The organism is Nocardia sp. NPDC051900 (genome assembly GCF_044452545.1).
Classification (GTDB): Bacteria; Actinomycetota; Actinomycetes; order Mycobacteriales; family Mycobacteriaceae; genus Nocardia; species Nocardia sichangensis.
In genome coordinates this window covers 177,704-203,979 of sequence record NZ_JBITBU010000005.1, presented here as the reverse complement: position 1 = coordinate 203,979, position 26,276 = coordinate 177,704, and the positions used below count along the sequence as shown (strand labels likewise).

Annotated in this window: 20 protein-coding genes; 9 read left to right on the top strand and 11 right to left on the bottom strand. The window is 69.1% G+C overall.

All coding sequences use genetic code 11. The annotated features are described in order from the left end of the window. Nucleotides 1-111: 111 nt before the first annotated feature. The 3 genes from ACIA5H_RS10120 to ACIA5H_RS10110 all read left to right on the top strand — a co-directional run bounded on the left by ACIA5H_RS10120 (nt 112) and on the right by ACIA5H_RS10110 (nt 5,263). Nucleotides 112-282: a DUF2613 domain-containing protein gene (locus ACIA5H_RS10120; protein WP_083880942.1), complete on the top strand. Its 171-nt coding sequence runs from the start codon at nt 112-114 to the stop codon at nt 280-282. After that, nucleotides 263-4,645, top strand: coding sequence for an alpha-(1->3)-arabinofuranosyltransferase (locus ACIA5H_RS10115; RefSeq protein WP_397075275.1), 4,383 nt, complete (start codon nt 263-265; stop codon nt 4,643-4,645). The genes ACIA5H_RS10120 and ACIA5H_RS10115 overlap by 20 nt, the downstream gene beginning before the upstream one ends. A 198-nt stretch (nt 4,646-4,843) precedes the next feature. Then, a complete protein-coding gene (locus tag ACIA5H_RS10110) occupies nt 4,844-5,263 on the top strand; it encodes a DinB family protein (protein WP_379250094.1) in 420 nt (139 codons plus the stop codon). 19 nt (nt 5,264-5,282) lie between these two features. Here the strand turns inward: ACIA5H_RS10110 and ACIA5H_RS10105 are convergent, their stop codons facing one another. Then, nucleotides 5,283-6,467, bottom strand: a complete 1,185-nt coding sequence (locus tag ACIA5H_RS10105) for an acyltransferase family protein (protein WP_397075273.1) — start codon at nt 6,465-6,467, stop codon at nt 5,283-5,285. A gap of 204 nt (nt 6,468-6,671) precedes the next feature. Between ACIA5H_RS10105 and ACIA5H_RS10100 the strand changes: the two genes are divergently transcribed. Then, the gene (locus ACIA5H_RS10100) at nt 6,672-7,832 is read left to right on the top strand and encodes a DUF3068 domain-containing protein (protein WP_397075271.1); all 1,161 of its coding nucleotides are present in this window, start codon (nt 6,672-6,674) and stop codon (nt 7,830-7,832) included. Nucleotides 7,833-7,895: 63 nt separating this feature from the next. Here the strand turns inward: ACIA5H_RS10100 and ACIA5H_RS10095 are convergent, their stop codons facing one another. Beyond that, nucleotides 7,896-9,131: a polysaccharide biosynthesis protein gene (locus ACIA5H_RS10095; protein ID WP_397075269.1), complete on the bottom strand. Its 1,236-nt coding sequence runs from the start codon at nt 9,129-9,131 to the stop codon at nt 7,896-7,898. A 314-nt stretch (nt 9,132-9,445) separates the two neighbouring features. Here ACIA5H_RS10095 and ACIA5H_RS10090 point away from each other — a divergent pair, with 314 nt between their 5' ends. After that, complete coding sequence (locus ACIA5H_RS10090; RefSeq protein ID WP_397075267.1) at nt 9,446-11,683, top strand: hypothetical protein; 2,238 nt, start codon at nt 9,446-9,448, stop codon at nt 11,681-11,683. 95 nt (nt 11,684-11,778) lie between these two features. Here ACIA5H_RS10090 and ACIA5H_RS10085 read toward each other — a convergent pair whose 3' ends face one another. From ACIA5H_RS10085 to ACIA5H_RS10070, 4 genes are all read right to left on the bottom strand, one after another. Next, nucleotides 11,779-12,546, bottom strand: coding sequence for a carbohydrate ABC transporter permease (locus ACIA5H_RS10085; protein ID WP_397075265.1), 768 nt, complete (start codon nt 12,544-12,546; stop codon nt 11,779-11,781). Between the two features lie 51 nt (nt 12,547-12,597). After that, nucleotides 12,598-13,347 (bottom strand): carbohydrate ABC transporter permease, encoded by a 750-nt coding sequence (locus ACIA5H_RS10080; RefSeq protein WP_397075263.1) that lies wholly within the window; start codon nt 13,345-13,347, stop codon nt 12,598-12,600. A 131-nt stretch (nt 13,348-13,478) separates the two neighbouring features. Beyond that, entirely contained in the window at nt 13,479-14,825 is a 1,347-nt protein-coding gene (locus tag ACIA5H_RS10075; RefSeq protein ID WP_397075261.1) for an extracellular solute-binding protein, read from the bottom strand. A 383-nt stretch (nt 14,826-15,208) separates the two neighbouring features. Next, entirely contained in the window at nt 15,209-16,381 is a 1,173-nt protein-coding gene (locus tag ACIA5H_RS10070) for a glycosyltransferase family 4 protein (protein WP_364424766.1), read from the bottom strand. A 115-nt stretch (nt 16,382-16,496) separates the two neighbouring features. Between ACIA5H_RS10070 and ACIA5H_RS10065 the strand changes: the two genes are divergently transcribed. Continuing rightward, nucleotides 16,497-17,282 carry a class I SAM-dependent methyltransferase gene (locus ACIA5H_RS10065; protein ID WP_379249326.1) on the top strand — a complete coding sequence of 262 codons (786 nt, stop codon included), beginning with the start codon at nt 16,497-16,499 and terminating at the stop codon, nt 17,280-17,282. Here the strand turns inward: ACIA5H_RS10065 and ACIA5H_RS10060 are convergent. Continuing rightward, a complete protein-coding gene (locus ACIA5H_RS10060; protein ID WP_355071348.1) occupies nt 17,279-17,590 on the bottom strand; it encodes a hypothetical protein in 312 nt (103 codons plus the stop codon). The genes ACIA5H_RS10065 and ACIA5H_RS10060 overlap by 4 nt on opposite strands. Nucleotides 17,591-17,799: 209 nt before the next feature. On the opposite strand from ACIA5H_RS10060, the gene ACIA5H_RS10055 reads away from it, so the two are divergent. Next, nucleotides 17,800-19,245 carry an aldehyde dehydrogenase gene (locus tag ACIA5H_RS10055; RefSeq protein WP_379249328.1) on the top strand — a complete coding sequence of 482 codons (1,446 nt, stop codon included), beginning with the start codon at nt 17,800-17,802 and terminating at the stop codon, nt 19,243-19,245. On the opposite strand, the gene ACIA5H_RS10050 is transcribed toward ACIA5H_RS10055, so the two are convergent. Continuing rightward, entirely contained in the window at nt 19,246-19,449 is a 204-nt protein-coding gene (locus ACIA5H_RS10050; RefSeq protein ID WP_356962979.1) for a hypothetical protein, read from the bottom strand. 344 nt (nt 19,450-19,793) lie between these two features. Then, entirely contained in the window at nt 19,794-20,750 is a 957-nt protein-coding gene (locus ACIA5H_RS10045; RefSeq protein ID WP_397075494.1) for a GlxA family transcriptional regulator, read from the bottom strand. Nucleotides 20,751-20,853: 103 nt separating this feature from the next. Here ACIA5H_RS10045 and ACIA5H_RS10040 point away from each other — a divergent pair, with 103 nt between their 5' ends. Both ACIA5H_RS10040 and ACIA5H_RS10035 read left to right on the top strand, forming a co-directional pair. Continuing rightward, a complete protein-coding gene (locus ACIA5H_RS10040) occupies nt 20,854-21,606 on the top strand; it encodes a phosphohydrolase (protein WP_356962981.1) in 753 nt (250 codons plus the stop codon). A gap of 39 nt (nt 21,607-21,645) precedes the next feature. Further along, complete coding sequence (locus ACIA5H_RS10035; RefSeq protein WP_355071340.1) at nt 21,646-22,410, top strand: hypothetical protein; 765 nt, start codon at nt 21,646-21,648, stop codon at nt 22,408-22,410. Nucleotides 22,411-22,662: 252 nt separating this feature from the next. On the opposite strand, the gene ACIA5H_RS10030 is transcribed toward ACIA5H_RS10035, so the two are convergent. Beyond that, entirely contained in the window at nt 22,663-24,495 is a 1,833-nt protein-coding gene (locus ACIA5H_RS10030; RefSeq protein WP_379249333.1) for a phosphoenolpyruvate carboxykinase (GTP), read from the bottom strand. 218 nt (nt 24,496-24,713) lie between these two features. After that, a complete protein-coding gene (locus tag ACIA5H_RS10025; RefSeq protein ID WP_397075255.1) occupies nt 24,714-26,243 on the bottom strand; it encodes a hypothetical protein in 1,530 nt (509 codons plus the stop codon). Between the last annotated feature and the right edge of the window lie 33 nt (nt 26,244-26,276).

Below are 26,276 nucleotides of genomic sequence, written 5' to 3'. Positions count from 1 at the left end.
CGTCGGCCGGGCGCGTCCAGCGGAGATTCGGCGGCCTGAACGCATACAAATACCGGACGCCCTGCTAGGTTGGCCGGGAACGTGCCTGCATCGACGTATTGGAGTACCGCGATGAAGTTTGCTGTCCCGGGTGTTGCGAGTGCCGTCGCGGGCGCCGTGCTGGGCGTGCTCAGCGTCTTCCTCATCACCATGGCGGTCCAGCAGAACTCGCGGCCGGAGATCGATCGCAGCGGCGACAAGGACTCCTCGCTGCTGAACAACGTTGAGTACGGCAGCCGCTGACCCGCTGACCTCCGCTTCACCCGCCGACTCGCTCGGATCGTCCGGGGCGCCGGGGCAGCACAGCACCGCGCCGCTGGGCAGACGTTGGTTCGCCGCGACCGTCGTCGTGGCGTTCCTGTTGACCTTCGTGCAGGCTCCCGGACTCACGGTCGCCGACACGAAATACGACCTGGCGCAGAATCCGCTCGGCTTCCTGGAACGCGCGAGCCATCTGTGGAGCAGCCAGGCGCCGATGGGTCAGGTGCAGAACCAGGCCTACGGCTACTTCTTCCCGCACGGCGCGTTCTTCTCGCTCGGCCATCTGCTGGGCGCGCCCGCCTGGGTGACGCAGCGGATCTGGTGGGCGCTGCTGCTGCTCGCCGGATTCTGGGGGATCGTGCGCCTGTGCGAGGCGCTCGGCATCGGCACGCGCGGCTCACGCGTCGTCGCCGCGCTCGCCTTCGCGTTGTCGCCGCGAGTGCTGACCACCGTCGGGTCGATCTCCTCGGAGACGCTGCCGATGATGCTGGCGCCGTGGGTGCTGCTCGCGCCCGCCGCGCTCGGCGTCGCCGGGCGCGAGCGGCGGCGGGGCGGGGCCGAGTCCGCCGCGGGCAGTGCGCTGGCGCTGGCTCTGATGGGCTCGGTCAACGCGGTCGCGACCGTGGCCGCCTTTTTGCCTGCGCTGCTGTGGTGGGCGGCTGCCTATCCGGCGATCGGCCGCGGGCGGACTGCGTCCGACGGCGTTCGATCGGGCTCCTATCGGCCCAGCCGCCGCTGGTGGCGTTTCACCGCCGCCTGGGTTCCGCTGCTGATGCTGGCCACGTTCTGGTGGGCGGTGCCGTTGCTGCTGCTGGGCAAGGTGAGTCCGCCGTTCCTGGACTACATCGAGTCCTCGGGCGTGACCACGCAGTGGGCCTCGCTCGGCGAAGTGCTGCGCGGCACCGACAGCTGGACGCCGTTCGTCTCGCCGGAACGCATCGCGGGCGCGGTGCTGGTCACCCAGCCCGCGGCAGTGCTGGCCACCGGGCTGGTCGCGGCGGCGGGCATGGCGGGGCTGGCCCTGCGGTCCATGCCGTATCGCGGCAGGCTCGTTCTGATTCTTTGTGTCGGGCTGGTCGGCATCAGCGCCGGGTTCGTCGGTGAACTGAGCGGACCGTTCGCGCAGTCGGTGCGCGTCTTCCTGGACTCCGGCGGCGCCCCGCTGCGCAACGTGCACAAGCTGGAGCCGCTGATCCGCATCCCGCTCGTGCTGGGGCTGGCGCAGCTGCTGGCCCGGGTTCCGCTGCCCGCCTCGGTACCGCTGAAGTCTTGGCGGAGCGCTTTCGCGCACCCGGAGCGGGACCGCGCGGTCGCGATCGCGGCGCTGATCCTCACCGCGCTGGCCCTGTCCACCTCGCTGGCCTGGACCGGCAAACTCGCCCCGCGCGGCGCCTACGACCGGGTACCCGCGTACTGGCAGCAGACCGCCGACTGGCTCGAGCACAACGCCGCCGATACGCGCGCCCTGGTGGTGCCCGGCGCGCCCTTCGGCAGTCAGGTCTGGGGACTCACGCGCGACGAACCACTGCAAGCGCTGGCCCGAACGCCGTGGGCGATCCGCGACGCGGTGCCGCTGAACCCGCCCGGCACCATCCGCGCGATGGATTCGGTGCAGCGGCTCATCGCCGACGGCAGGCCATCGGCCGGACTGGCCGCGACGCTGAGCGCCCAAGGGATCGGCGTCGTCGTCCTGCGCAACGACCTCGATCCGGAGACCTCCCGCTCGACCCGGCCGATGCTGGCCCATCAGGCGCTCGACGGGTCGCCCGGGCTGCACAAAGTGGCCGAGTTCGGCAACCCCATCGAATCGGCGGTGATCGCCGACGATCTGGTGGCCGACGGTGACCTGCGCCCGCCGTACCAGGCGATCGAGATCTACCGGGTGGACGCGCCGGGCCACGGGACACCCGCGGAAGTGCGCAGCGGCACCGGCGCGCCCGAGGCGTTCCCCGGCGCGTACACCGTCCCGCTCGGAGACGTCCCGGTCATCCAGGGCGGCCCCGAAGTGCTCGAGCGGATGCGCCGCGATCCCGGCCTCGCCCGGACACCCGCCTTGCTCGCCGCCGACGCGACCGAGGCCGGGTTGCCGCTCGGCCCGGTGACGGTCACGGATACGCCGATGGATCGCGAAGCCGATTTCGGCCGGGTGGACAACCACAACTCCGCGTTGCGCGCACCCGACGACGCGCGCCGCACCTTCAACCTGGTCCCCGACTATCCGGTGCCCGGCACCGAATTGGTGCGCGGCGAGTGGTCGGGCGCCACCGTCACCGCGTCGAGCTCGGCCGCCGACGCCACCCAGCTCGGCGGCGCGGCCCCGGGAAGTTCCACCGCGGCCGTCGTCGACGGCGATCCGTCCACCGCGTGGATCAGCAACGGCACCGAGCACGCCCTCGGCCAATGGCTCTGGCTCGATCTCGACCACCCGATCAAGGCCGGGCAACTGAACCTGACCACCAGTTCGGCCGCCATCGGCGACCCGGTCAAATGGATCGAGGTGCGCACCGCGAACGGCACCGTTTCGGTGCGGGTGCCCGAACCCGGCGCGCCGGTCTCGGTTTCCCTCCCCGCAGGCCGCACCGAGTGGCTGAAGATCACCGCGATTCGCACCGAGAACGGTTCCTCGGGAGGGCAGTTCGGGATCAGCGAACTCACGCTGGACGACTACTCGACGCGCAACGCGCCCGTCCGCGTCGACATCAGGCATCGCACCGTGGTGCCGTCGGCTCCCGCGGGCGCACCGATGCGGGGATGGGATCTCGGTCAGGAATTCCCCGGCCGCAGTGCCTGTTTCGACGCGCCCGACCGGGTGCGTTGCAGTAAAGGTCTCGCCTTGGCCCCGGAGGAACCGGGGGCGTTTCAGCGCACGCTGACCGTCCCGGAACCGATGTCGGTCGCCCCGGAACTGACCGTCCGAACCCGGCAAGGTCCAGCACTGGAGGCGCTGCTCACCGACCACGCCAGGCCGGTGGCCCGGGGCAAGGCCGACGTCGGCGACCTGCGCGGGGCCGCATTCGCCGCGACCGACGGCGATCCGCGCACGAGCTGGACCGCACCGGAGGACTCGGTCCGCGAGCCGACCGCAGGCAGGCCGACGCTCACCCTCGAGTTGCCCGAGCCCACGCTGGTGACCGGCCTCGAACTGACTCCCTCGCTCGGCGGTCTGCCCGCCGCGCCCACCTCGGTGACGGTGAACCTCGGCGACGGCCCGCAGGTGCGCGAGCTGGACGACGACGGCCGGGGCACGCCGACGCGGATCTCCCTGCATCCCACGGTTACCGACCGCATCGAGCTGAGCATGCGGACCTGGCGGCCGGTGCTGGACAAGACCGCGCTGGGTTTCGTCCAGACCCAGCCGCCCGGACTGGCCGAGGTGACGGTCATCGGACCGGACTACCCGGAGGCCGCCGCGCTGGACCGCGAGATCACCGTCCCGTGCGCACTCGGCCCGACGATCGACGCGGGCGGCCGGACGCTGCGCACCACGGTCACCGCCACCGTCGGCGAATTGCGGTCCGGTGCGCCGGTTCCCGCCCGGGTGTGTACGGACGAGGCGGACACACCGGAACTCGCGCTGCCGCAAGGCCGGGCCGACGTGGCGGTCGGTCCGACCGACCTATTCTTCGTGGATCGCCTGCGCCTGAACCGAACCGGGGCGGAAGCCGCCGCCGCACCGCCGACGAACGCGGGCGACCGCCTGCTCGTGCTGCCGCTGAGCACCAATGTCGGATGGCGCGCGACCAACGCGGACGGGCGCGTGCTCGAACCCGTGGTGGTCGACGGCTGGCAGCAAGCCTGGCTGCTGCCTGCCGATGCCACCGGCCCGGTGACGATCACCTTCCCGGTCGACCGGTGGTATCGCCTCGCCATCTTCGGCGGATTGCTGCTGCTCCTTCCGCTCGCGGTGCTGGCCGTTCCCCGCCGCGCGCGGCCTGCCGCGGGTATGCCTACCGACCAGGCGAATTCGAGCACCGAAGTGCCCGGCACCTGGGGCCGTCGCTGGATGGGCGCGATCGGGCTCACCGGCGCGGCCACCGTGATCGCGGGTCCGGTGGGCGGTGCCGCCACGGTGATCGCCTTGGCCGCAACGCGTTTCACGCGGTTTGTCACTCCGCGCGCGCTCGTCGTCGTCGCGGGCATGGGCGCCATGCTGTCCGCTGCCGCGCTGTCCACGGGCCCGTGGCGTTCGCCCGACCGTTATATGGGCGGCTCCGTGCTGGTGCAGCTGCCCGCGGTGCTCGCGATCATCGCGGTGGGCATCGCGGCGCTGCCTCGGCCGAAACACGCCGGTCGGCCCGGCGCGATCCGGCCGGACGAAACCGATCCGTCGACCGGAGAGCACTGACCCTCGGCCCGCGCGCCGGCCGGCGACCTCGGCCCGCGTGAACGCGCGGCGGCGCCGCTGGACAAGACGCCCATTCGCCGTGCGCCGCAACAGCGCCCGTTGCTAACGTGACCACGCGTGAACACCTGTGCCGAATGCGGTTTCGTCTACGACTTGGCTTCGGCGGCCGACGTGCCGTCGCTGGCGCGGGAGCACGCCGTGGAATACGCCGACCTGCTCGGCGCCGACAGCGTCAAGTTGCGCGAGCGCGGCAAGCCCGATGTGTGGTCGCCGCTGGAGTACGCCTGTCACGTCCGGGATGTGCTGCTGGCCCAGCGCGAACGCGTGCTGGCCGCTCGCCGTTCGGACAACCCGCCCATCACCGCGATGGGCCGGGACGAACGAGTCGAGCACGACGGCTACGCCCAGCAGAACCCCGCCGACGTGGCCCGACAGATCCGTGACGCCGCCCTGCTGTTCGCCAACGTGTTGGAACGACTCGGCGACGACGACTGGGAACGCACCCTCGTCTTCCTCTACCCCGAACCCGCGGATCGCTCCCTGCGCTGGCTGGCGGTGCACACCCTGCACGAGCTGCGCCACCACCTGATGGACATCCACCGGCAACTCGACGGCTGACCTCGGGCGGGACCGCCGATCAGGGCGCGGGCTCGGGTTCGGAGCTCCGTCGCACCCGGTCCCGGCGGCGAGCCCAGCGCCGCACCGGCTCCTCCACCAGTGCATAGCTGGCCGCGGCGACCGGAAGGGTGATGGCGAGCGTGAGAACCAGGACGTAACCGAAGTCGCCCTGGAACGGCAGGATGCCGAACACCGGGAAGACGATCGACAGCACCGCGAGGTGCCAGATGAAGATGCCGTAGGACCAGCGTCCGAGCGTCGCGGCCACCGGCGACTCCAGCCAGCGATGCCCGCGCGCGTCCGGGTCCCGCAGCACCAGCGGCGCGAGCAGCGCGAAGCCGATGATCGCGCCCAGCCCCATCTTCACCGCGTACTGCCATGGTTCGGCCCGAGTCAGACCCGCCGGACCGGCCAGATCGGTAGCCGCGAGCAGGAATGCCACCGCCGCGACGGTCCACATCAGCGGCTGATTCCCGCCGACTTTCCACCAGCGTGATAGCCGAACGCTATGTTCAGCGAGCTCTGCGAGGAGCATGCCAGCGGCGAACCAGGGCAGATATCCGGGCAGCCAGTTGTCCGCGTGGATCGCGTCGGGTGTCGGGACCGGAATGAAATTCCAGCCGAGGCTGATGAGGGCGACGGCGACCAGCACCGGCACCCGCCACCGCGCCGCCGGTCCGCGCAGGCGCACCAGAGCGAACGCCAGCAACGGCAGCACCAGATAGAAGGCCACCTCCACCGAGAGGCTCCACATCTGCGTGAGGCCGTCGGTGAGCGTCAGCGGCACGAATACCTGCAACAGCGCCAGGTTCGACACCCAGACCCGAAGGCCCGCGGTTCCGGCGGCGCTGGGCAGCAGCACCAGGACCGCGCACACCACCACCCAGTACGCGGGCAGGATGCGGGCGGCGCGATGCCGCAGGTAGTAGCCCACGGGCGGGGCGGTGTCGAGTCCGCGCGCCGCCGCCGCGTGCGGACGCCAGAGCAGGAAACCGGACAGTGCGAAGAACACCGCCACCGCCATATCGAACCGGCCCCACACCCGTCCGACGACCGGCGTGCCCGCGGCGCCGGTCTGGAAGGCGACATGGGTCAGCAGCACACCGAGGGCGGCCATACCGCGCATGCCCTCCAAGGCAGGCACGAACGCGCGGGGGCGCACCCGTTCGGTCGCGGGCGCGGTGCTGGGCAGGGTTGCGGTCATCGGGCTCCAGTCTGCCTCGGCGGGTCCACAGTTGATAACCCGACGTTTCAGATTTCGCGCTAGACTCGGGCGATTTCTCGGCCGTTTCCGGCCTCGACGCCGCATGGTACGACATCGGACTGTTAGTGTCGGGGCTCACGAGTGCCGCGGCGTGCCCGCAGTACTCGCCGGAGCGACCTGTGTTCTACGACGAGGAGAGTTTGCATGGCACTGAGTGCCGGTACCAGAAGGACGGTGGCCTGCCTGCTCGTGGGTCTCGGCGCGTTGCTGATCGTCGCCGCAATCATGATCCCGACCTACACCGTCGACAAACTGGCGAAAACTCCCCTCGATTTGGAGATCACCACTATCGCGACGAACCAGCAGGCTGAGGACAGCCTGGTACTCGACGCCAAGTCGCTGACCGCTCCGGAAGGCTCGGCGAAGGTCGACACCAACGTCCCGCTGGTCTCGCAGCGCTTCCTCACCGTCGAGGACCCGGCCGACGCCCACCAGATGACCGTGCAGGCGGGCCAGACGCTGCGGCGCATCGACAAACAGGGCGACACCGGCCTGCTCACCGCGACCGTCGACCGGGTGACCATCGACCGGGTGACCGGTGAGCCCGTCAGCACCGAGCCCAACGGCTCGATCGCGGTGACCGCGAACCTGGAGGGCCAGAGCCTCGCGGAGCCGGTGCAGCACACCGGTCTGCAGTACCGATTCCCGATCGGCACCGAGAAGAAGACCTACCCGTACTTCGATCTCAACGTCCGCAAGACCTTCGACGCGAACTTCATCGAAGAGACCGAGATCAACAACACGAAGGTCTACCACTTCCAGATGTCGGTGCCCGCCACCAGCCTCTGGGACGTCGTGCAGGCGCCGACCAACCGGCTGAGTCTGCCCGCCGCCAAGTGGGGCGTCGAGGGCGGCGATGCCCCGGTGACCATGACCCGCTACTACACCAACACCCGTGACCTGTGGGTGGAGCCGCAGACCGGCACGGTCGTCAAGGGCGGCGAGGCGCTCCACCTCTACTACTCGCGCACCGCGGACAAGCCGGAGGTCACCGCGCTGAAGTCGCACCTGGTGTTCGACGAGAACACGATCGAGTCGCAGCTGTCGGTGGCCAAGGAGAACATCGACAAGCTGTCGCTGTACGGCCGGATCCTGCCGATCATCCTGGGCGTCCTCGGTGTGATCGCGCTGATCGTCGGTGTGGTTCTCGGCATTCGCGGCGGCTCGGCTCCGACGCCCGCCCGGGCGGGCGGCGCCCCGTTCCAGCGTCCGGGCGGCTCGGCACCGACCAGCCCCGCCCCGCGCATCAACCGCGGCGCCGACGACGCGCCGACCGAACAGATTCGGATCGATAAGCAGCCCTGACCGGCTGAGCGTTCCTGAATTCGGCTCCCCCGCCCTCCGGCGGGGGAGCCGAATTCGTTTCGGTCAGCCGACCGGGCGCAGCGGTTCGGGGCGCGCCGTGTGGTCGGCCGCGCGCAGGACCATGACGGCGACCACGACGGTGGTGGCGGCCGCGACCGATACCGCCGTGGTGATCAGCGCCGGAATCGAGCGGGCCAGCGACAGCATCAGGGTGACTTCGACGACCAGGCCCAGCCAGGTGACCAGTGCGAGGGAAGTGCGGTCGACGGCGATGGCCGAGAGCACCGCGCCTTGCAGCACGGCCAGCAGCGCGCCGTGCAACGCGAACAACCACAGCAGGCCCTGGATCGGGGCATAGTCCTCGCCCGCGAGCAGCGGGGCGAGCGGCGCGGCCAGCGCGGCCCCGAGCACGGCGACGAGACCGATGCCGCTGAGCACCGCCAGCGCCGCCCGGATCGCGCTCGCCGAGTGCGTCGGCTGCGCCATTCGCGGATAGAGCACGACACCGACCGCCTGCGGCAGCCAGAAGGCGATCTTCGTGGCGATGGTGCCGAGGGCGTAACGGCTGGCGTCCACGTCGTCGAGCACGATCCGGACCACGATCAGGTCCGCCGACGAGAGAGCCATCATCGCCGCCTGCACTTGGGCGGCCCGCAGCACCGGCAGCACCCCGGGCGTGGAGATCTCGCCGGGTTCGTTTCGGGCGCGCGCGGACGGCGCACCGGCGACGATCCTGGCCAACACTGCCGCCGTCGCGATGCCGCATGCGGCGGCCCACAGCGCGAGCGTCGCACCGCCGCCCAGCGCGAGGATTATCAGCGCGGGCGCGACCCGAGCGACCCCGGCGGCGCCGAGCACGACTCCCAGCGCTCGAAACCGCTTGCTGCCCTGCAGCACGCCCTGCTCGCCGGACAACAGCACCAGCGCGGGCGCCGCACCCAGTGCCGCCGCGGTGGCGGCCACCCCGACGTGCAACGTGACGGCGACCAGCGGCACCAGCGCCGCGGCCACCAGGGCGACGATCACCGCACAGCGCCACTGCAGCCCGCGCAGCGCCGCCGTTCCCGCGCCGCGAACGAGTTCCCTTGCCACCACGTTCTGCAACGCCAGCGCGGGCACCGCGCACAGCAGCTGGACGGCGAGCAGACTCGCGAACTCGCTGTACCCGGTGACGCCAAGCCACCGCCCGGCCAGCAATTGCAGCAGATACCCTGCGACGTTCGCGGTCATCGCACCGGCCGTCACCCACGTCAGATCCGCCACCACAGGAAATCGACGGACAGCAGACACGCCGCCCATCGTCCCACTCGCACGGACCGCCGCCTGTCGCGCCCCGCCGGACCATGGGACAGGCAATGCGCTCGCCGCCGTCCCGACAGTCTTCGGCTTCGACAGGCTCGCGACCACACAGCAGCCGCGCTGGTCCTCGTCATCCTCGCGGCAACACATCACCCCAGCAGACGGTGCGCCTGCCAGCTGATACCGGAGTACGGGCGGCTGCGACGGCGCTGGTACACAGCACCCCCACGGTCCCCCCGAATTCAGCCGTGACATTTCCGCGCCGACGCCGCTGGATCGGCGGCGGTGGTGGCCGGGACGTACAGTGCTCAGGCGTGAGCGGGAGCAGTCGGACTCGAGCGGTGGTCGCGGCATACAGCGCGGCCGGTGCGCTGCTCGTCGCCGGGCCGTTGCTCGCGCCGGGGTATCTGTTGTTGCGGGACGCGGTGAGCACGCCGCGCAACTATGCGACCGACGCGGCGCTCGGCCTCGGCGACGCCGCGCCACGGGCGGTGCCGCAGGACGCTCTGCTCGCGGCCCTGACGTCGTTCGCGGACGGCGGGCTGGTGGTCAAGGCGATTCTGCTCGTCGCACTGTGGGCCGCGGCGTACGGAGCGGCGACGCTCGCGCGTGAATTGCTGCGCGCGTCGCTCGGCCCGCAACTGGTCGCCGCGACGGTCGCGTTGTGGAATCCGTACGTGGCCGAGCGCCTGCTCCAGGGACACTGGAGCCTGCTCGCGGGCTATGCGGCGTTGCCGTGGACAGCGCTGGCCGCTTACCGCCTTCGAGGTACGGCCACTGCGAAGCGACGCCGACGAATCCTGTCGAACACACCCGCCTCGGCCGACACCACCGAGCCCACCCCGCACGCCGAACCGCTGGGCACCCCGGACACAATCGATCACCCCAGCGAAGCGCCTGCTGACACCACCGGTAACGGCCCGCGTTCCGAAACAGCTGTCCCAGCGGAAGCGCCGGCGACTACGCACCACGTGTCGGATCGTGCGAGCCGAGTCGCACCGACCGAGGCCCGTGAGCACACCGGGTCGACCGGCCGAGCCGAACCGCCACTGGCTACGCGTCACCCACCCGGACACCGCGGCGGGGCAGCCGAGTCACCCTGGCAACCAGCCGCGCCCGGCTCCTCCCATTGTTCCGACGACACCGCTCCGGCCGATTCAGCCGAACATCCGCGCAACTCCGTACCAACCGGCACGGCGGGCGAAGGCGGGTCGAATCGGCTCAGCGTCACAGCGGCGCCGCGCGCGACCGTCCGAACGGCATCCACCTGGGCGGCCCTGGCCGGATCGCTCGCCGCGGCCGGACTCACTCCGACCGGAGCACTGCTGGCGGGCGTGACCGCTTTCGCCCTGGTCCATCGACGTCAACTCGCCGCGACGTTCGTCCTCTGGCTGGCCGCCTCCGCGCCATGGCTGGCCGCGACCGCGCTGTCCGGCGCGGGCGCGGAGCCATCCGATCCCGCGGGTATCGCGGCCTTCGCCGCGCGGGCCGAACCCGGTTTGGGCACGCTCGGGAGCCTGGCCGGTCTCGGCGGGATCTGGAACGCCGAGGCGGTACCGGACTCGCGCACCATACCGCTGGCAGCGATCGGCACGCTGGCGCTGCTGGCGATAGTCGTGCTGGGCGTGCGCTCCGTCGCCACCGGCGGCCCCGATCCCGACAACCGCCACGTCCGCCGGGCATTGTTGCTGCTCGCCGTGATCGCGATCCTGTTCCCCACGCTCGGCGCGACCGCGTGGGGCATGCACGCACTGGAATGGCTGGTCGCCCACGTTCCCGGCGCGGGTCTACTGCGCGACACCCAGAAGTACGCGGCCTTGGCCATGCCTGCTTTCGCGTTGTGCGCGGCGGCGGGGTGCGCGGTGACGGCTCGGCGTCTTTCCCGCGCGGACGCGACGACCGACCGGCCCGCGACGGCGTCTCCGGCCACGACGGCAACGGTCACAGCGGTATTCGTGGCGCTTCTGGTGTTGCCGCTCTACGACCTCGCCTGGGGCGTCGGTGGAGCCGTCCGTCCCGTGCACTATCCCGCCGGCTGGCAGCAGGTCGCCGCAAGGATGGACGGTCCGGGCGACGTCGCGGTGCTGCCGGGCGGAATGTTCCGCAAGTTCCGCTACAGCGGCGCGGCTCCCGTGCTCGACCCCGCCCCGCGCATGCTGCCCAACGACGTCTTGCAGACGGGCGAATTGCCGGTGCGCGGACGCACCGTCTCCGGTGAAGGCGCCCGCGCACGAGAAGTGGAGAACCTGCTGCTCCACGGTGGCCCGCCCGCAGACCTGGCACGCCTCGGAGTGGGCTGGATCCTCGTCGAACGGACCACCCCTGGACCGCTCGGCGCATCGGCCTCGACCCTCGCCCAGGTGGAGCGGGTCTACGAGGACCCCGACCTCGCGCTGTATCGCGTGCCGGGTGTCATCGAGCGTGGTGCACCGACTACCGCGCAACGCTGGGTCGCGGCGGCAGCCCATGTGCTCTGGGGCGCGTCGCTCATCGCAGGGCCCGTCGTCGTCCTCGGCGCGCGAGCGCGACTCCATAGACGAGCACGGAACTGACCCACGCCGCCGTGCAACTCCTCATCGGCAGTCGGAGGACAGTGACCGGCGGGAAGCTCGATATCGAGCGCCGAAGGCACCATTGGCCGGATCGGCTATCCCTTGATCGCGCCGGTCAGTGCGAAGCCCGCGCCGAGCGTCTTCGATGCCAGGAGGTACAGGCCGATCACGGGGGTGGTGTAGACGATCGAGTATGCGGCCAGTTGGCCGTAGGCGATGGCGCCGTGCTCGCCGAAGAACGAGAAGATATCCACCGAGGCCGGTTGCTTGCCCGGGTCCAGCAGCAGGGTGAACGGGACGAAGAAGTTGCCCCAGGTGCTGATGAAGGTGATGATCGCGACGACGGTGAGGCCCGGCAACGTCAGCGGCAGAACAACGTGCCGCAGCCGCTGCAGGGATGAGGCGCCGTCGGTCTGGGCGGCTTCTTCCAGGCTCAGCGGCACGCCGTCGATGAAGTTCTTGGTCATCCAGATGGCCATCGGCAGCGAGGTGGCTGCCAGGAAAAGGGTTGTGCCGACGAGCGAGTCGACCAGTTGCAGGCGTACGAACAACCCGTACACCGGCACCATCACGGCGCTGAGCGGAAGTCCCGTGGCGAACAAGACCGTGTAGAGAAAAATCCGGCCGAAACGAAGTTGGTAACGCGAGAGCGAATAAGCGGCGGGCAACGCCACCAGCACTGTGATGATCGCTGCTCCCCCACTGATCAGCAGGCCATTGAGCAGCGGCCGACCGGCGACGTCCCAGGTCAGCACCGCACCGAAGTTGGCACCGGTGAACCGCACTGGAGCCGGGCCGCCGATTATGCCGTCCACGCCGACGCCCGTCACCAACAGCCACACCATCGGGGCGGCGAACAGCAACACCACCGCGGCAAGGATGAGGTCGACCGTGATTCTGGCACGCGGCACCGCTCACACCTGCCTGCTCAGGCTACGAACGTAGGCCGATGAGAACACCGCGCCGAGTAGTAGCAGCACCAGGGCGATCGCGGCCCCCAACCCGATCCGGCCGTACTTGAACGCCTGCTCGTACATCAGCAACGGCAGCGTCTCGGTCTTGTTACCCGGTCCGCCACCGGTCAGCACGAAGATGAGGCTGAACATGCCGATGTTTTGCAGAGTCACCAGCACCAGGTTGGCGGCGATGGTCCTCCGGATCAGCGGCAGCACCACGTAACGGAATCGGCGTACCGGTCCGGCACCGTCAATCTGTGCCGCCTCGATCAACTCGCCCGGCACCTCATCGAGCGCAGCCTGGTAGATCAACAGCGAAAAGGCTGCCCCGTGCCAGGCGTTGGCCACGATCACCACTGACATCGGCGCCGTGTAGAGCCACTCCTGTGGACCGGTGCCCATGAACCGGAACAGCTGATTCATCGGTCCGTGGTCGTTGAGGACTTCGTGAATCGCCAAGGCCGCGACAACTTCTGGCAGCACCCACGCCGATATCACAGTTGCACTTACGGTTTGACGCACGAATCGACTCCGGTGCTGGATCAGTACCGCCAACAGCAGGCCCAGGCCGTTCTGCCCGATCACCGCCGACCCGACGACGAACACCACGGTCGACCACATCGACGCGCCGATGTCCGGACCGGTCAGTACCCGCTCGATGTTCTGGAAACCGACGAATTCAGGATCCCGGGCCGCCGCCCCGGTCAACGCCGTATCGGTGAAAGCCGCGAACACACACCACAGGACCGGGCCCGCAACGAAGATTCCGAGTAGCACGGTCGCCGGGGTCAACGGAAGCCATCGGCCGATCCGCGCGCGGGCGGTGATGGGTACGGAGATCATCCGGCCTCGGTTTCACCGGACCCGACGAGACGAACAACAGCGTCGGCCCACTGCTGGGCGGCTCGACTCGGGTCGGCACCGTTGATGACCGACTCACCCGCGGTCTGCATCGTGTCCGATACTTTCGGGTAGTCGGCCAAGGTGGGGCGATAGTGGGTAAGCGGAAGCAGACCTGCCCAGAAGGGCTCGCTCGAGTCGGCCTGCGACAGCCGCGGATCCGCCTGAACATCTTTACGCACGGGCAACCACGAACATGCCAGCGCCATGGCCGCCGAGTTCTTCTGGTTGACAGCGATGGTCACGAACTGGAAGGCGGCCTGCGCATGAGCGGTGCGCGCGCCGAGCGCCAGGGTCAAACCACCGGACAGATTCACCTTTCCGGGTGCCTGACCGTGCTGGGTGGGGAACGCGGCCGTACCCAGCGTCTGTGACCAGTTCGGCCAAGGGGACACACCACCCGGTTTCCAGAACGAGGGATACCAACTGCCGTCCATGACAATGGCGATCTTCTCCTGAGCGATCAGGCGGGTTCGCTCGACACGAGACCATTGGGTGTCCTCGGCCTGCGCCGCCGTCTGCATCAAGCCCTCCCGCATTGCCGTGGCGACGAAGTTCAGCGCATCCTGCATCCCCCGGCTCGGGGCAACCCACCTATTGGTCGCGGCGTTGTACAAGTTCGCGGTCTCGGTACCGTGGAGCAGCATCTGCAGCGTGATGGAGGTGCCCTCCGCCATAGGCTTTCCCACCGGGAGATACAGCGGTTCGACGTCGGGCTCGACTTGCTTGATCTTCCTGGCTGCTCCCAGTACGTCGTCCCACGTCGCGGGCTGCCAGTCAGCAGGCAACCCGGCTCGAGCGAGAATGTTCCGGTTGAACCACAAACCGCGACTGTCCGTACCCAACGGGACGCCGTAGGTCTTCCCGTCGACGGACTTGCCGGCCTGCTTCGTGGATTCGATGAACTGGCTGTGCCAATCCGACCAGGAACCCAGATAGTCGTCCAGCGGAAGCAAATAGCCCGCGGCGGCGTCTGAGTTGACGTAGTAGCTGTCCTCGAAGAACACGTCCGGCGCCGTCGCCGCGGACCGCTGCATCAACTGGAGCTTGTGCTGATAGTCGTCGTCCAGCGCCGTCACCGGGACGAGTTGCACCGTCATGCCCGGGTTCGCGGCCTCGAACTCCGTCTTGACCGCCGTCAGCAACGGACCCATCGCGGTGAAGTCGCTATAGCTCCGGTACACCACCCTGATCGTGTTCGCACGGGACCCGTCGCTACCGCAACCCGCTACAGCGAACACCAGCGCCACGACGATGAGCATCGTGGTAGCCACTTTGAACCGCATCGGCCTCCTGTCACGGCGTCGCCATCGAAGACGCAGTCAACGAACCACCATATATCGTCCCGTTGAACAACGGTATGAAATGTCTCGTCGGCAATTTCGGTACCGCGACGTCGAATTCATGAGCGCCGGAGCGGGGCAGGCAGGCTGACCACCGGACCTCGTCGTACGAACGCGCCCCTCTAGCCGCACATCCCCGCACGAACGAGGCGAAGGCGTCGAATACCTCACGCCGGGCGGACCACCTCGGGATCAGCACAGTAGACAGCGTCACCCGTTGGACACGACGAGCCCGACCAGGTGCGACGCGAATACTGCTGTGAAATAGTGCTTTGCGAACGACTGAAGGGCGCGCGGAACGATGTGCGAGGCCGTAGAGGCGTCGTTCAGTCCGCCGTCCGCGGCGCGATCAACCCGCTCGTGTGCTCGCCGCGGGCGGCCGCCGCCAGTACTTCGTAGACTCCGTTTCCGGTTTGCTCCCAAGAGAATTCGCGCGCGCGGGCGCGGGCCTTCTCCCCCATGACCGTGCGTGCGCCGGGATCGTCCAGCAGGTCGCCGACGGCGTCGGCCAACTGGGCGACGTCGTCGACCAGGATTCCGGTGGCGCCGTCCACAATGGAATCGGTGAGCCCGCGCGAGCTGCGGTAGCCGACCGTCGGAACACCGTGCTGGGCCGCCTCGATCACCGCGAGCCCCCACCCCTCCTTCCGGGAAGGCAGCACGTGCACCCAGGCGCGCGCGAGGAGTTCGTGCTTGCGGCGCTCGTCCACGTGCCCATGGAAGGTGACGGCGTCGGCGATACCGAGTTCGCGGGCGTTGTCCCGCAAGTTGTCCGCCCACCAGCCGCCGCCGATCACGTCGAGGCGCAGACCCGGGATGCGGTCGCGCAGCCGGGCCACGGCCGCGAGCGCGTCCTCGATCTGCTTGTGCGGCACCAGCCGGGACAGCACCACGACAGTTGGTGTGGGAGTGCGGGTTTCCGCGGCGCCGGTGGGTGCGTCCACTGGAACAGGTTCGGCTCCGTTGCGAACCACCGCGATTCGGGAGCGGTCCACACCGAGCGTGGCCAGCTCTTCCGCCGACGGCAGTGAAACGGTCAGGTATTGATTGCGGCGGTGCACGCGGGGCGACAGCCACGACTCGATCCACCAGCCGACGCGGCCGACCAGCCGACCCGCGACCGGCCACTGCTCCCGGTGACCGTGGTGCACCAGCACCACCGACGGGGCCGCGGTGACGGCGGTGGCGAAGAACGGTATGCCGTTCTGGGTGTCGATCACCGCGTCCGGCCGCACGCCGCGCAACGGGCCGAGACCGATCCTGCCGAGCAGGAGCGCGGCCAGCGCTCGCGGGTACACCGTGTAGCGTCCGCCCGCCCTGCTGATGGTGATGCCGTCGACGTGTTCGCGCCGCGGCGCCCCCGGATAGCGGGCGGTACGGAGGGTGACTCGAACCCCGCGCGCCGCGAGCTGCGCGCCGACCTGCTCGAGGTACCGCTCGCTGCCGCCGCCCTGTGGGTGCCCGGTGTCGCGCCAGCAGAGCAGGAGGACTTCGCGCACGGTGGAGCTTCTCTCGGTCAGTAGGTCCCGGTGGGAATGTCGGACGTCGCGCTACACCCTATCCCGAGCACCCGCCCGAGCAGGCCGGCATCGGGGTTGTGCGAGACTCGGCGCCGTGCTCAAAGCCGCGAAGACGCCGACACGCAGGAGTTCGCCTCGGTTCGCCCGCCGGGCGACCCTGCGCCGGTCGCTGCGACTGCTCGGCAGTTTCCGGTTCGAGCAGACCGACCCGGCCCTGTTCTACGGAGGTCTGGCCGCCGACAGCGCGGCGCTGATCGCCGACTTCTACGCCGATCTCACCGGCCGGTCGCTGGACGGGGCGACGATACTCGACGTCGGCGGCGGTCCGGGCTACTTCGCGGACGAGTTCGCCCGGACGGGGGCTCGCTACATTCCGGTGGAGCCCGACCCGACGGAGATGCACGCCGCGGGCCTTTCCGTGGCGGGCGCGGTCCGCGGGTCCGGGATGGCGCTGCCGTTCCGCGACGACGCGGTCGACATCTGTTTCTCGTCGAACGTCGCCGAACATGTCTCGAAGCCGTGGGTGATGGCCGACGAGATGGTGCGGGTGACCAGGCCGGGCGGGCTGATGGTGCTCTCCTACACGGTGTGGCACGGCCCGTTCGGCGGCCACGAGACCGGGCCGTGGCACTACCTCGGTGGCGAGTACGCCGCCCGGCGGTATCGGCGCAAGCACGGGCGCGATCCCAAGAACAGGTTCGGCACGTCGCTGTTCGCGGTGCGGGCCGCTGACGGATTGCGCTGGGCGGCACGTACTCCGGCGGAGGTGCACACGGTCTTCCCGCGCTACCACCCCCGCTGGGCGTGGTGGTTGATCCGGGTGCCGATGGTGCGTGAGTTACTTGTGAGCAATCTGGTCGTGGTGGCAACCAAAAGTTAGCCGAAGTACGGCTCCAGCCATCCGCGACGCCAGTGCCGCTTCCCACAGGGAGCGTGCACGGGCTCGCTCCACGGCGATTCGCGCATAGCCAACCCGACGGTCTCGAGCGTGGTGAGCCCGACCAGGTCGGCCAGCATCCCTACGGCGGCGACCGCCTCCGCGGCCTGCATAGCCGCCGTCGCCTGCTCGATTGTCAGGGTGCGTCCGGGTAGGAACGAGACCACCCACCCGCCGCTGCCGACACTCTTAGCCTGATGCTCGGTTTGATCACTGGTCATCAGCGACCGGCCGATCACTTGCACCGCCATGACTCGGACTCCCCAGTTTGCGGTAACGATTCGGTAATGGAGCGAGCTGATATGTCGATACAGCATCCCCCTTCCAGCAACAGAACGCAATAGTGCGTTCTGCGAAAAGCGAACCGAGAGGTCGGAATTCACACTGGCCAGGGCGCCGCCGCGCCGCAAAACTGGAACAGGTTACAGACAATGCGGAGGCAAAACTGTAACGTGTTCTCATGCACTACGACAGCTTGTTCATCGGCGGCCGCTGGACCGCGCCAGCCACCGCCGAGCGCATCCAGGTCATCTCGCCGGCCACGGTCGAGCCGGTGGGCAGCGTCCCCGCGGTGAGCCGGGCCGATGTCGACGCCGCGGTCGCCGCGGCCAGGCACGCCTTCGATCACGGACCGTGGCCGACCACGCCCCCGAAGGAGCGAGCCGAGGTACTCACCCGCGCCGCCCGGCTGATCGAACAGCGTTCCGCCGATCTGCTCGCCGCGCTGACCGCCGAGGTCGGCGCGCCGCAAATGATCGCGATGACGCTGAACCAGCTGCCCGCGGTCGCCGCACTGGACGCCTACGCGGCCCTGGCGGAGTCCTTCCCGTGGTCGGAGACCCGGGTGGGCGGGTTCGGCACCACTCGGGTCACCCGCGAGCCGCGCGGTGTCGTCGCGGCGGTGACCGCGTGGAACGTCCCTCTGTTCCTCGCGGTCAACAAGCTCGCGCCCGCCCTGCTGGCCGGTTGCACCATCGTGCTCAAGCCCGCCCCGCTGACTCCGCTGACGGCGAACCTGGTCGCCGACATCTTCACCGAGGCGGGCCTGCCCGAAGGCGTGCTCTCGGTGCTGCCCGCCGAGCCCGACGCGGCCGAGTACCTCGTGTCACACCCCGGCGTGGACAAGGTGACCTTCACCGGAAGCACCGCGGTCGGCCGCAAGATCGGCGCCATCGCCACCGGTCAGCTCAAGAGCGTCTCGCTCGAACTCGGCGGCAAGTCGGCGGCGATCCTGCTGCCCGACATGGACGTCGCGGCCAATATCCCGGTGCTCGCGTTCTCCGGCCTGATGAACAGCGGGCAGGGCTGCGTCGCGCAGACCCGCATCCTCGCCCCGCGCAGCCGGTACGAAGAGATTCTCGACGCGCTGGTCGAACACGTGAAGACGATGAAGGTGGGCGACCCGAACGACCCGAGCGTGCAGCTGGGTCCCCTGATCTCCGAACGCCAGCGCGATCGGGTCGAGGGCTACATCGCCAAGGGCAAGGCCGAGGGAGCGCGACTCGTGCTCGGCGGCGGTCGCCCGGAGGGGCTGGACCGGGGCTGGTTCGTCGAGCCGACGATCTTCGCCGACGTGGACAACAAGTCGACCATCGCCCAAGAGGAGATCTTCGGACCGGTGCTTTCGGTCATCCCGTACGAGACCGAGGACGAGGCCGTGGCCATCGCCAACGACTCGGTCTACGGTCTCGCGGGCTCGGTGTGGACGACCGATATCGAACACGGCGCCGAGATCGCGGCGCGGGTGCGCACCGGCACCTACGCGATCAATTGGTACGCGTTCGATCCGAGTTCGCCGTTCGGCGGTTACAAAGCCTCCGGACTCGGCCGCGAGAACGGCCCGGAGGGTCTCGATTCGTTCTGCGAGCAGAAGTCGCTGCTCATGCCGCTCGGCTGGACCGGCTGATCACTCCGGTGGCATGACCACACGCAGCAGCGGAGCACGGTTGCCGTAACGCCGGGGTGGTGCGTCGACGATCTCGACGCGCCACCCGGGCGGCAGCACCGCGCGCAGCCGTCCCGCGGCCCGGCGCAGCGGGGTGCTCACGGTCTCGAACTCGAATTCGGCCACCATCGGGGCAACCGACATCGTCATCTCCGGATCGGCCATGCTCCATCCACCTCTCGCGTCGATCTCGCCGTGCGCCGCGGCATCGCGGGTCCGATATCGGTAGGGAAGTCGTTCAGTCGATCAGTTAACCGCTAGTAATCCGACTGGGTGATGCGGAAGGAAGAACACGCCAAGCATAGGTTACGAATACACGAAATCTCTCGACAAGATCATTACCCCCTTTCCCATCCGGCTAAACCGATCGGTCCGTGGGAATTTCGCGAACTCGAGTGTGACGCGGGACACCGATCCGACCGCCCGACTCCAGAGCGCCGAGGTCGGCGCAACCGAATCATCTCCCCCGCAGGGTCATTCGCCGCACCAGGCACTTCACCCCGGTGCGTTCACCGGCCCAGCGACCGGCGATACGCGGCCGGTGTCGCGCCCGTCGCCGCACGCAGGTGCGCCCGGAGCGCTGTGACGCTGCCGAACCCGGCCTTCACCGCGACGACTTCCACTGGCAAACGCGTGGTTTCCAGAAGTTCGCGCGCCCGTGCGGTGCGCTGGGCATCCAGCCACCGCCGCGGCGTGGTGCCGACTTGCGCCTTGAAGCGGCGGATGAAAGTCCGCTCGCTCATCAGCGCGTGCGCGGCCAGCGCCGAAACATCCACCGCCGCAGCTGGTTCCGCCACCGCCCAGGCCAGCGTCGCGGCGAGACCGTCATCGGTACGCGCGGCGGGTGCATCCGGAATGTATTGCGCCTGACCGCCTTCCCGGTGCGGGGCCGTGACGTTCCACCTGGCCAGCTCCGCCGCCGCGTGCGCGCCCAGCTCGCGGCGGACGATATGCAGGCACAGATCGAGACCCGCCGACAGCCCGGCCGACGTCAGCACGTCACCGTCATCGACGTAGAGGGCCGTCGGGTCCAAACGCACCGCCGGATACAGCTCGGCGAACTCGTCGCAATAGGCCCAGTGCGTAGTCACGCGTCGTCCGTCCAGCAGCCCGGCCTCGGCCAGGACGAACGCGCCGACGCAGATGCTCACCATGGTCGCGCCCCGCGCGGCCGCGCCGCGCAATGCGGCGAGCGCCTCCCGCGGGGTGGGCAGCGTCGGGATACCGATGCCGGGCACGACGACGACATCGGCTTCCGCCAACGCCTCCAGCCCGTGCTCCACGCGCAATTCGAAGCCGTTGGGTGTCCACACCGGCCCGGGACGCACCCCACAGGTCCGCATCTCGAACCCGGACGGCTCGCCGGTCTTGCCCGGCCCGTGCCGGAACGCCTGAACAGCACAGGCCAGGTCGAAGGCCATCACCCCGTCCAGCGCGAGCGCCACGACTTGCTTCATCGTCCCCAGTTTGGCACGAATCCGAGCAATACTGTCATTTCCGCCACTCGCCGCGGATCCGGACACACGCTTGACTTCAGTGCACACCGAGTTCCGACCAGAAGGAGGAATCGTGGCCGCACCGACGGGCCTCGACTGGGCATGGGCGACCCGCACCGGGGGCGCTCTGTCGAAAGAGCAACGCCGCGCGTTGGCCGTCGCGACCGCCCGCACGCTGCCCGCCATGGCGCCCAACCGGCTCCGGCTGGCACTGGGCAGGCGGGGACGCGGGCGGCTGGAGTTCGCCGGCCTGCGGTTACCCGACTCCCAGCTCGCCGTCGCGGCGGAGACCGAGGCGCGGGAGTCGCTGTCGCCGCATGTGCTGAACCATTCGCTGCGGACCTACTACTTCGGACGGGTCCTGGCGGATCTCGACGGCGCCGCCTACGACGACGAACTCGTCTACGTCTCCTGTCTACTGCACGACCTGCAACTCGAACATCCCACGCCCGGAAGGTGTTTCGCCGTGGTCGGCGGCGAGCGGGCGGCCGCCGTCGCACTGGGCGCGGGCGCGCCGCCGGAACGGGCCGAAGCGATCGGCGCGGCCATCGCCGCCCACATCACGCCCGGGGTCGCCGACGATCTCGGCGACCCCGGCGGCTTCGTCTCCGCGGGAGCCTCGGTGGACGTACTCGGGACGCGACTGGCGGAACTGGACCGCGAGTGGGTCGCCGAACTGCTGCGGCGGCACCCGCGACTGGAGTTCGCACGGCATGTCGTCGCCGCCTTCCGAGCGGAAGCGAAGGCGATGCCGAAAGGCCGGATTCATTGGCTCAACAGGGCGGGTTTCCTGGCCATGATCCGGATGTCCCCGTTCGCCGAATAACCAAGCCGCCCCGTCAGACCGATCGGTATGCTCAACGTTATGAACGGTGTCACCGGCATCGCAAGCGCACGGCACAAGCTTGCTCGCGCGGGACACCACATCAATGACCTCGAACGCATGATCTCGGAATACCAGAACGCGAACCAGGTCGAAGTCCGGGTCGACCTTTCCCCGAGCCTGGAATACGAGAACGAGATCGATTGCCAGGTAGCCGCAGTGAGCGTATCCGAGGTGCCCGACGAGTGGGGACTGATCACCGGTGACGCGCTCACCAACTCGAGGGCCGCCCTCGACCACGCCGTCTACCCGCACGCGGAGCATTTCCCGATCTTGCTGAGCAGCACGGACAGCAGGGGTGAGGAGATATGCGTTCAGGAGATATTCGACGCCACGACCACAGCCATAATTCTCCGCCATCAGCCATATAACGATCCGCAGCCGACACATCACCCACTCGGGCTTCTCCGCGAACTCGTCGACCGTGACGCGCACCGCCGAGTGCTCGTCACCAACTCCTTCAGGACCGAGCTTATTTTCGCCCCATCGGATGACTACGAAGTCGTGGATATTCCAGGACTGGCAGTCCACGAACTCGTGCCGGGAGCTGTTTTCAAACATTTCCGTTTGAAGCTTCGCCCTGGGTTCACACAATCTCAGCTCACATACAACAACCGACTCGTGGCGACTGTCGTCGTCAATGTTCCGGATACCGATGACGATGTGCCGCTCGTCGCCTGCATGAGATCGATTCACACACGAGTGTCGGAAATTTTGGATCAGCTCGAAGCCCTCGGGATTCTATGACCGACACGGTGTCGCCGTTTCCGGCAGCCATGATCCGCGATCTCCGCGCGGTAGAGCGACGACCACGCTGGACGACAAGCCATGGTTCGTGGAGTGCGGACCGCGCGGAGTGGTCCGGCGAGCTCCACGGCCGACCGCGACGCTCGAAGGGTGCTTCCGGACCGCGCTGAGCACGGAAACGTTTGTCTCGCAGAACAAATCGCCCGCACCATCTGCCGGATGGTGCGGGCGAATGCTACTTTGGGTGGAGTGTCAGCCCAGACGCTGCTTGAGCGCCTCGAACTCGTCACGCACGCCGGAAGGCAGCTTGTCGCCGACGAACTCGAACCACTCTTCGATCAGCGGGATCTCCTTGCGCCACTCGTCGGCGTTCACGACGAGCGCCTCGTCGACGTCCTTGGGGTCGACATCCAGCCCCTCCAGGTCGAGCTGCGCGGCGGTCGGCACGTTGCCGATCGCGGTCGCCTCCGCCTGGGCGGAACCCTCGATGCGGCCGATGATCCACTCCAGCACGCGGGAGTTCTCACCGAAGCCCGGCCACAGGAAGCGGCCGTCGCCGCCGCGGCGGAACCAGTTCACGTAGAAGATCTTCGGCAGCTTGGCCGCGTCGGCGTTCTTGCCGACGTTGATCCAGTGGCCCAGGTAGTCCCCGACGTGGTAGCCGAGGAACGGCAACATGGCCATCGGGTCGCGGCGGACGGTGCCGACCTTGCCCTCGGCGGCCGCGGTCTGCTCGGAGGACAGCGTCGCGCCCATGAAAACACCGTGCTGCCAGTCGAAGGACTCGGTGACCAGCGGGACGGTGGTCTTGCGGCGGCCGCCGAACAGGATCGCCGAGATCGGCACGCCCTGCGGGTCGTCCCATTCGGGCGCCAGGATCGGGCACTGCGCCATCGGCGTGCAGTAGCGGGAGTTCGGGTGCGCGGCCAGCGTCTCGGTCTCGCGCTGGTACCAGTCGTTGCCCTTCCAGTCGATCAGGTGATCGGGCTCGCCTTCCAGGCCCTCCCACCACACATCGCCGTCATCGGTCAGCGCGACGTTGGTGTAGACGGTGTTGCCCGCCTCCACGGTCGCCATGGCGTTCGGGTTGGAGCTGCGGTTGGTGCCCGGCGCGACGCCGAAGAAGCCGAACTCGGGGTTCACCGCGTAGAGACGGCCGTCCTTGCCGAAGCGCATCCAGGCGATGTCGTCGCCCAAGGTCTCCGCGCGCCAGCCCGGCACCGTCGGCTGGATCATCGCGAGGTTGGTCTTGCCGCAGGCGCTGGGGAACGCGGCGGCGATGTAGTAGGCCTTGTTCTCCGGCGAGATCAGCTTCAGGATCAGCATGTGCTCGGCCAGCCAGCCCTCGTCGTGGGCCATCGCCGAGGCGATCCGCAGCGAGTAGCACTTCTTGCCGAGCAGCGCGTTGCCGCCGTAGCCGGAGCCGTAGCTCCAGATCTCCCGATCCTCGGGGAAGTGGGTGATGTACTTGGTGTCGTTGCACGGCCACGGCACGTCGGCCTGGCCGTCGGCCAGCGGCGCGCCCACGGAGTGCAGCGCCTTCACGAACGGGCGGTCGGCGCCCAGCTTCTCCAGGGCGGCGGCGCCCATGCGGGTCATCACGCGCATCGACACGACGACGTACTCGGAGTCGGTGATCTCGACGCCCAGCTTCGGGTCCTCGGCGCCCAGCGGGCCCATGCAGAACGGCACCACGTACATGGTGCGGCCCTTCATCGACCCGCGGTACAGCTCGGTCATCGTGGCGCGCATCTCGGTCGGGTCGACCCAGTTGTTGGTCGGGCCCGCGTCGGCCTCGGTCTTCGAACAGATGTAGGTGCGCGACTCCACCCGGGCCACGTCGGAGGGATCGGAGAGGGCGAGGAAGGAGTTCGGCTTCTTCTTCTCGTCCAGCCGCTTGAACGTCCCCGCCGCGACGAGCTGCTCGGTGAGCCGCTCCCATTCCTCGTCGGAGCCGTCTGCCCACACCACTCGATCCGGCTGGGTGAGTTCGGCGACTTCTTGTACCCAGGCGAGTAGTTCGCTGTGCTCGGTCGGCGCCTTGCCGTCGGATCCACGAAGACCAGGAATGGTCGCTGACGTCATGAAAACTCTCCTGAGATGGGCGGCTGTTCGATGCTCCGCCGCCTGGCCCTAGGCCCATGACCAGCGCGAATGCACCGAGCGCCACCGTTGGCGGGAAGGCGCCCGCTCCGACCGGTCGAACGCGCACCCCAGGAGGGCGGCAGATCAGGACTTAGCGGACGCCCAAGTTCCTGAATAGAGGTTAACGCGATGTGACGGCCGGTACGGTATCGGGTTCCTCACTGTGTACCCAATTGGTCGTTCGTTTCAACAGGCGCGATCCAGCGATCGAGGATCCGGACGTCGCGCTCGCATGCGGCGAGCTGCCCCGGCTGCTCGGCCGCCATCCGGCGCAATTCGGCCTCCAGCCGGGCCACCCTGCGATCCGTCTCGACCATTCGCGCGGTGCTTGCCTGGACCACGTGATCGGCCAAAGTGGTCTCCGCTTCCACGAGTGCGGTCACCACGCGCTGCTCGAGCTGCGCTTTTACGTTGACCAACGCGTCGGCGACCCATTGCCGGATGTGCGCTCGATCGGCCAGCTGGCGGCGTGCTCGGACCACCCACGCCGCCGCACCGCCGCCGAGCAGCAACGTTACCGGCACGCTCGCGACGTCGAGGGCCGATACCAGGGAGAACGGAGCAACCAGCAAGCGACCCAGACCGACACCGGCCGACGCGCCGAGCGCGATCATAAGGTGATCTTCGACACCCCGATGGCGTGGCTCGGGGTCCGGGCCGACTCGAGGGGCCTGGTCGCGCCGCCGCGTGGGCGAACCCCGATCCGTGCTCTCGATCCGGGCGCTCAGTTCGGCGATGCGCTGGTCGATGACGTGGTCGAGGGCGCCGGTCAGTTCGGTGACGGACTGCTGCAGCCGAGTGGGGTAGCCGCCGAGCTCGGCGGGCCGCAGCCGGTCCAGCTCGGCGCGCACGGCGGTGTGCAGCGCCCGGATGCTCGCGCCGATCTCGGTCATCAGGTCCACCCGGGCCAGGTGCAACTGCCCGCGCAGGGTGGACATCGCGGTGGCGCGCCCCCCGTCGCGACCGGCCAACAGAAGGGCGCGCTCCTCGCGCAGCCGGGCCGCATCGGCGCCGGAGCGCAGCACCGCCACCTGTTCGGCCACCCGTCGGCGCGTGTCGGCGAGGACCCGGCCGGTCACCGCGCCCGGCCGGTCACCGCCTGCGGCGGCTGCCGCGGTGAGCCGCGCGTGCAACGCGCCGACACCGGAGCGATCGAGCAGTCCGGCGTCGCCCGCGGCGCGTGCGGCGGCCGCGAGCCGGGCCGAGACCGGCACGATGTCCAGATCGTCCGCGCCCGACGCGGCGAGCAACTCCAGGTCGCGCTCCCGCACGGCGTGCCAGTCCCGGTGGGCGTGGACGCCGTTCATCGCGAGCAGCAGGCGGGCGCCGTCCGCGCGCAACCGATCGACCACCCCGAGCGTGTCCGCGCCGATGATGGTGCCCGCGTCGAGCAGGATCAACGCCACCGCGTGCGGGGTGGACTCCGATACGGCGTCGGCGCGGGGCTCCGACAGCGTGAGGCGCGGTTCGAACCGGGCCAACTCGGTGCGCAACAAGGTCGTGTTGACGTCGGCGGGGCCGATCACCGTGACCGTACGAGCGCCACCGGAGTCGTGCACCGCGCGCAGCAGCGCCATACCTTGCGGATTCCATCGCTCCACCACGGCCGCGAGCTCGGGGACGAGCGCGGCGGGGCGCTCGGCTTCGCCGTCGGCGGAGTCGCCCGCCGTGTGAGAAGGCGGATCCACCGCGGCAGCCGCACCAGGCGACGCCGATTCCGG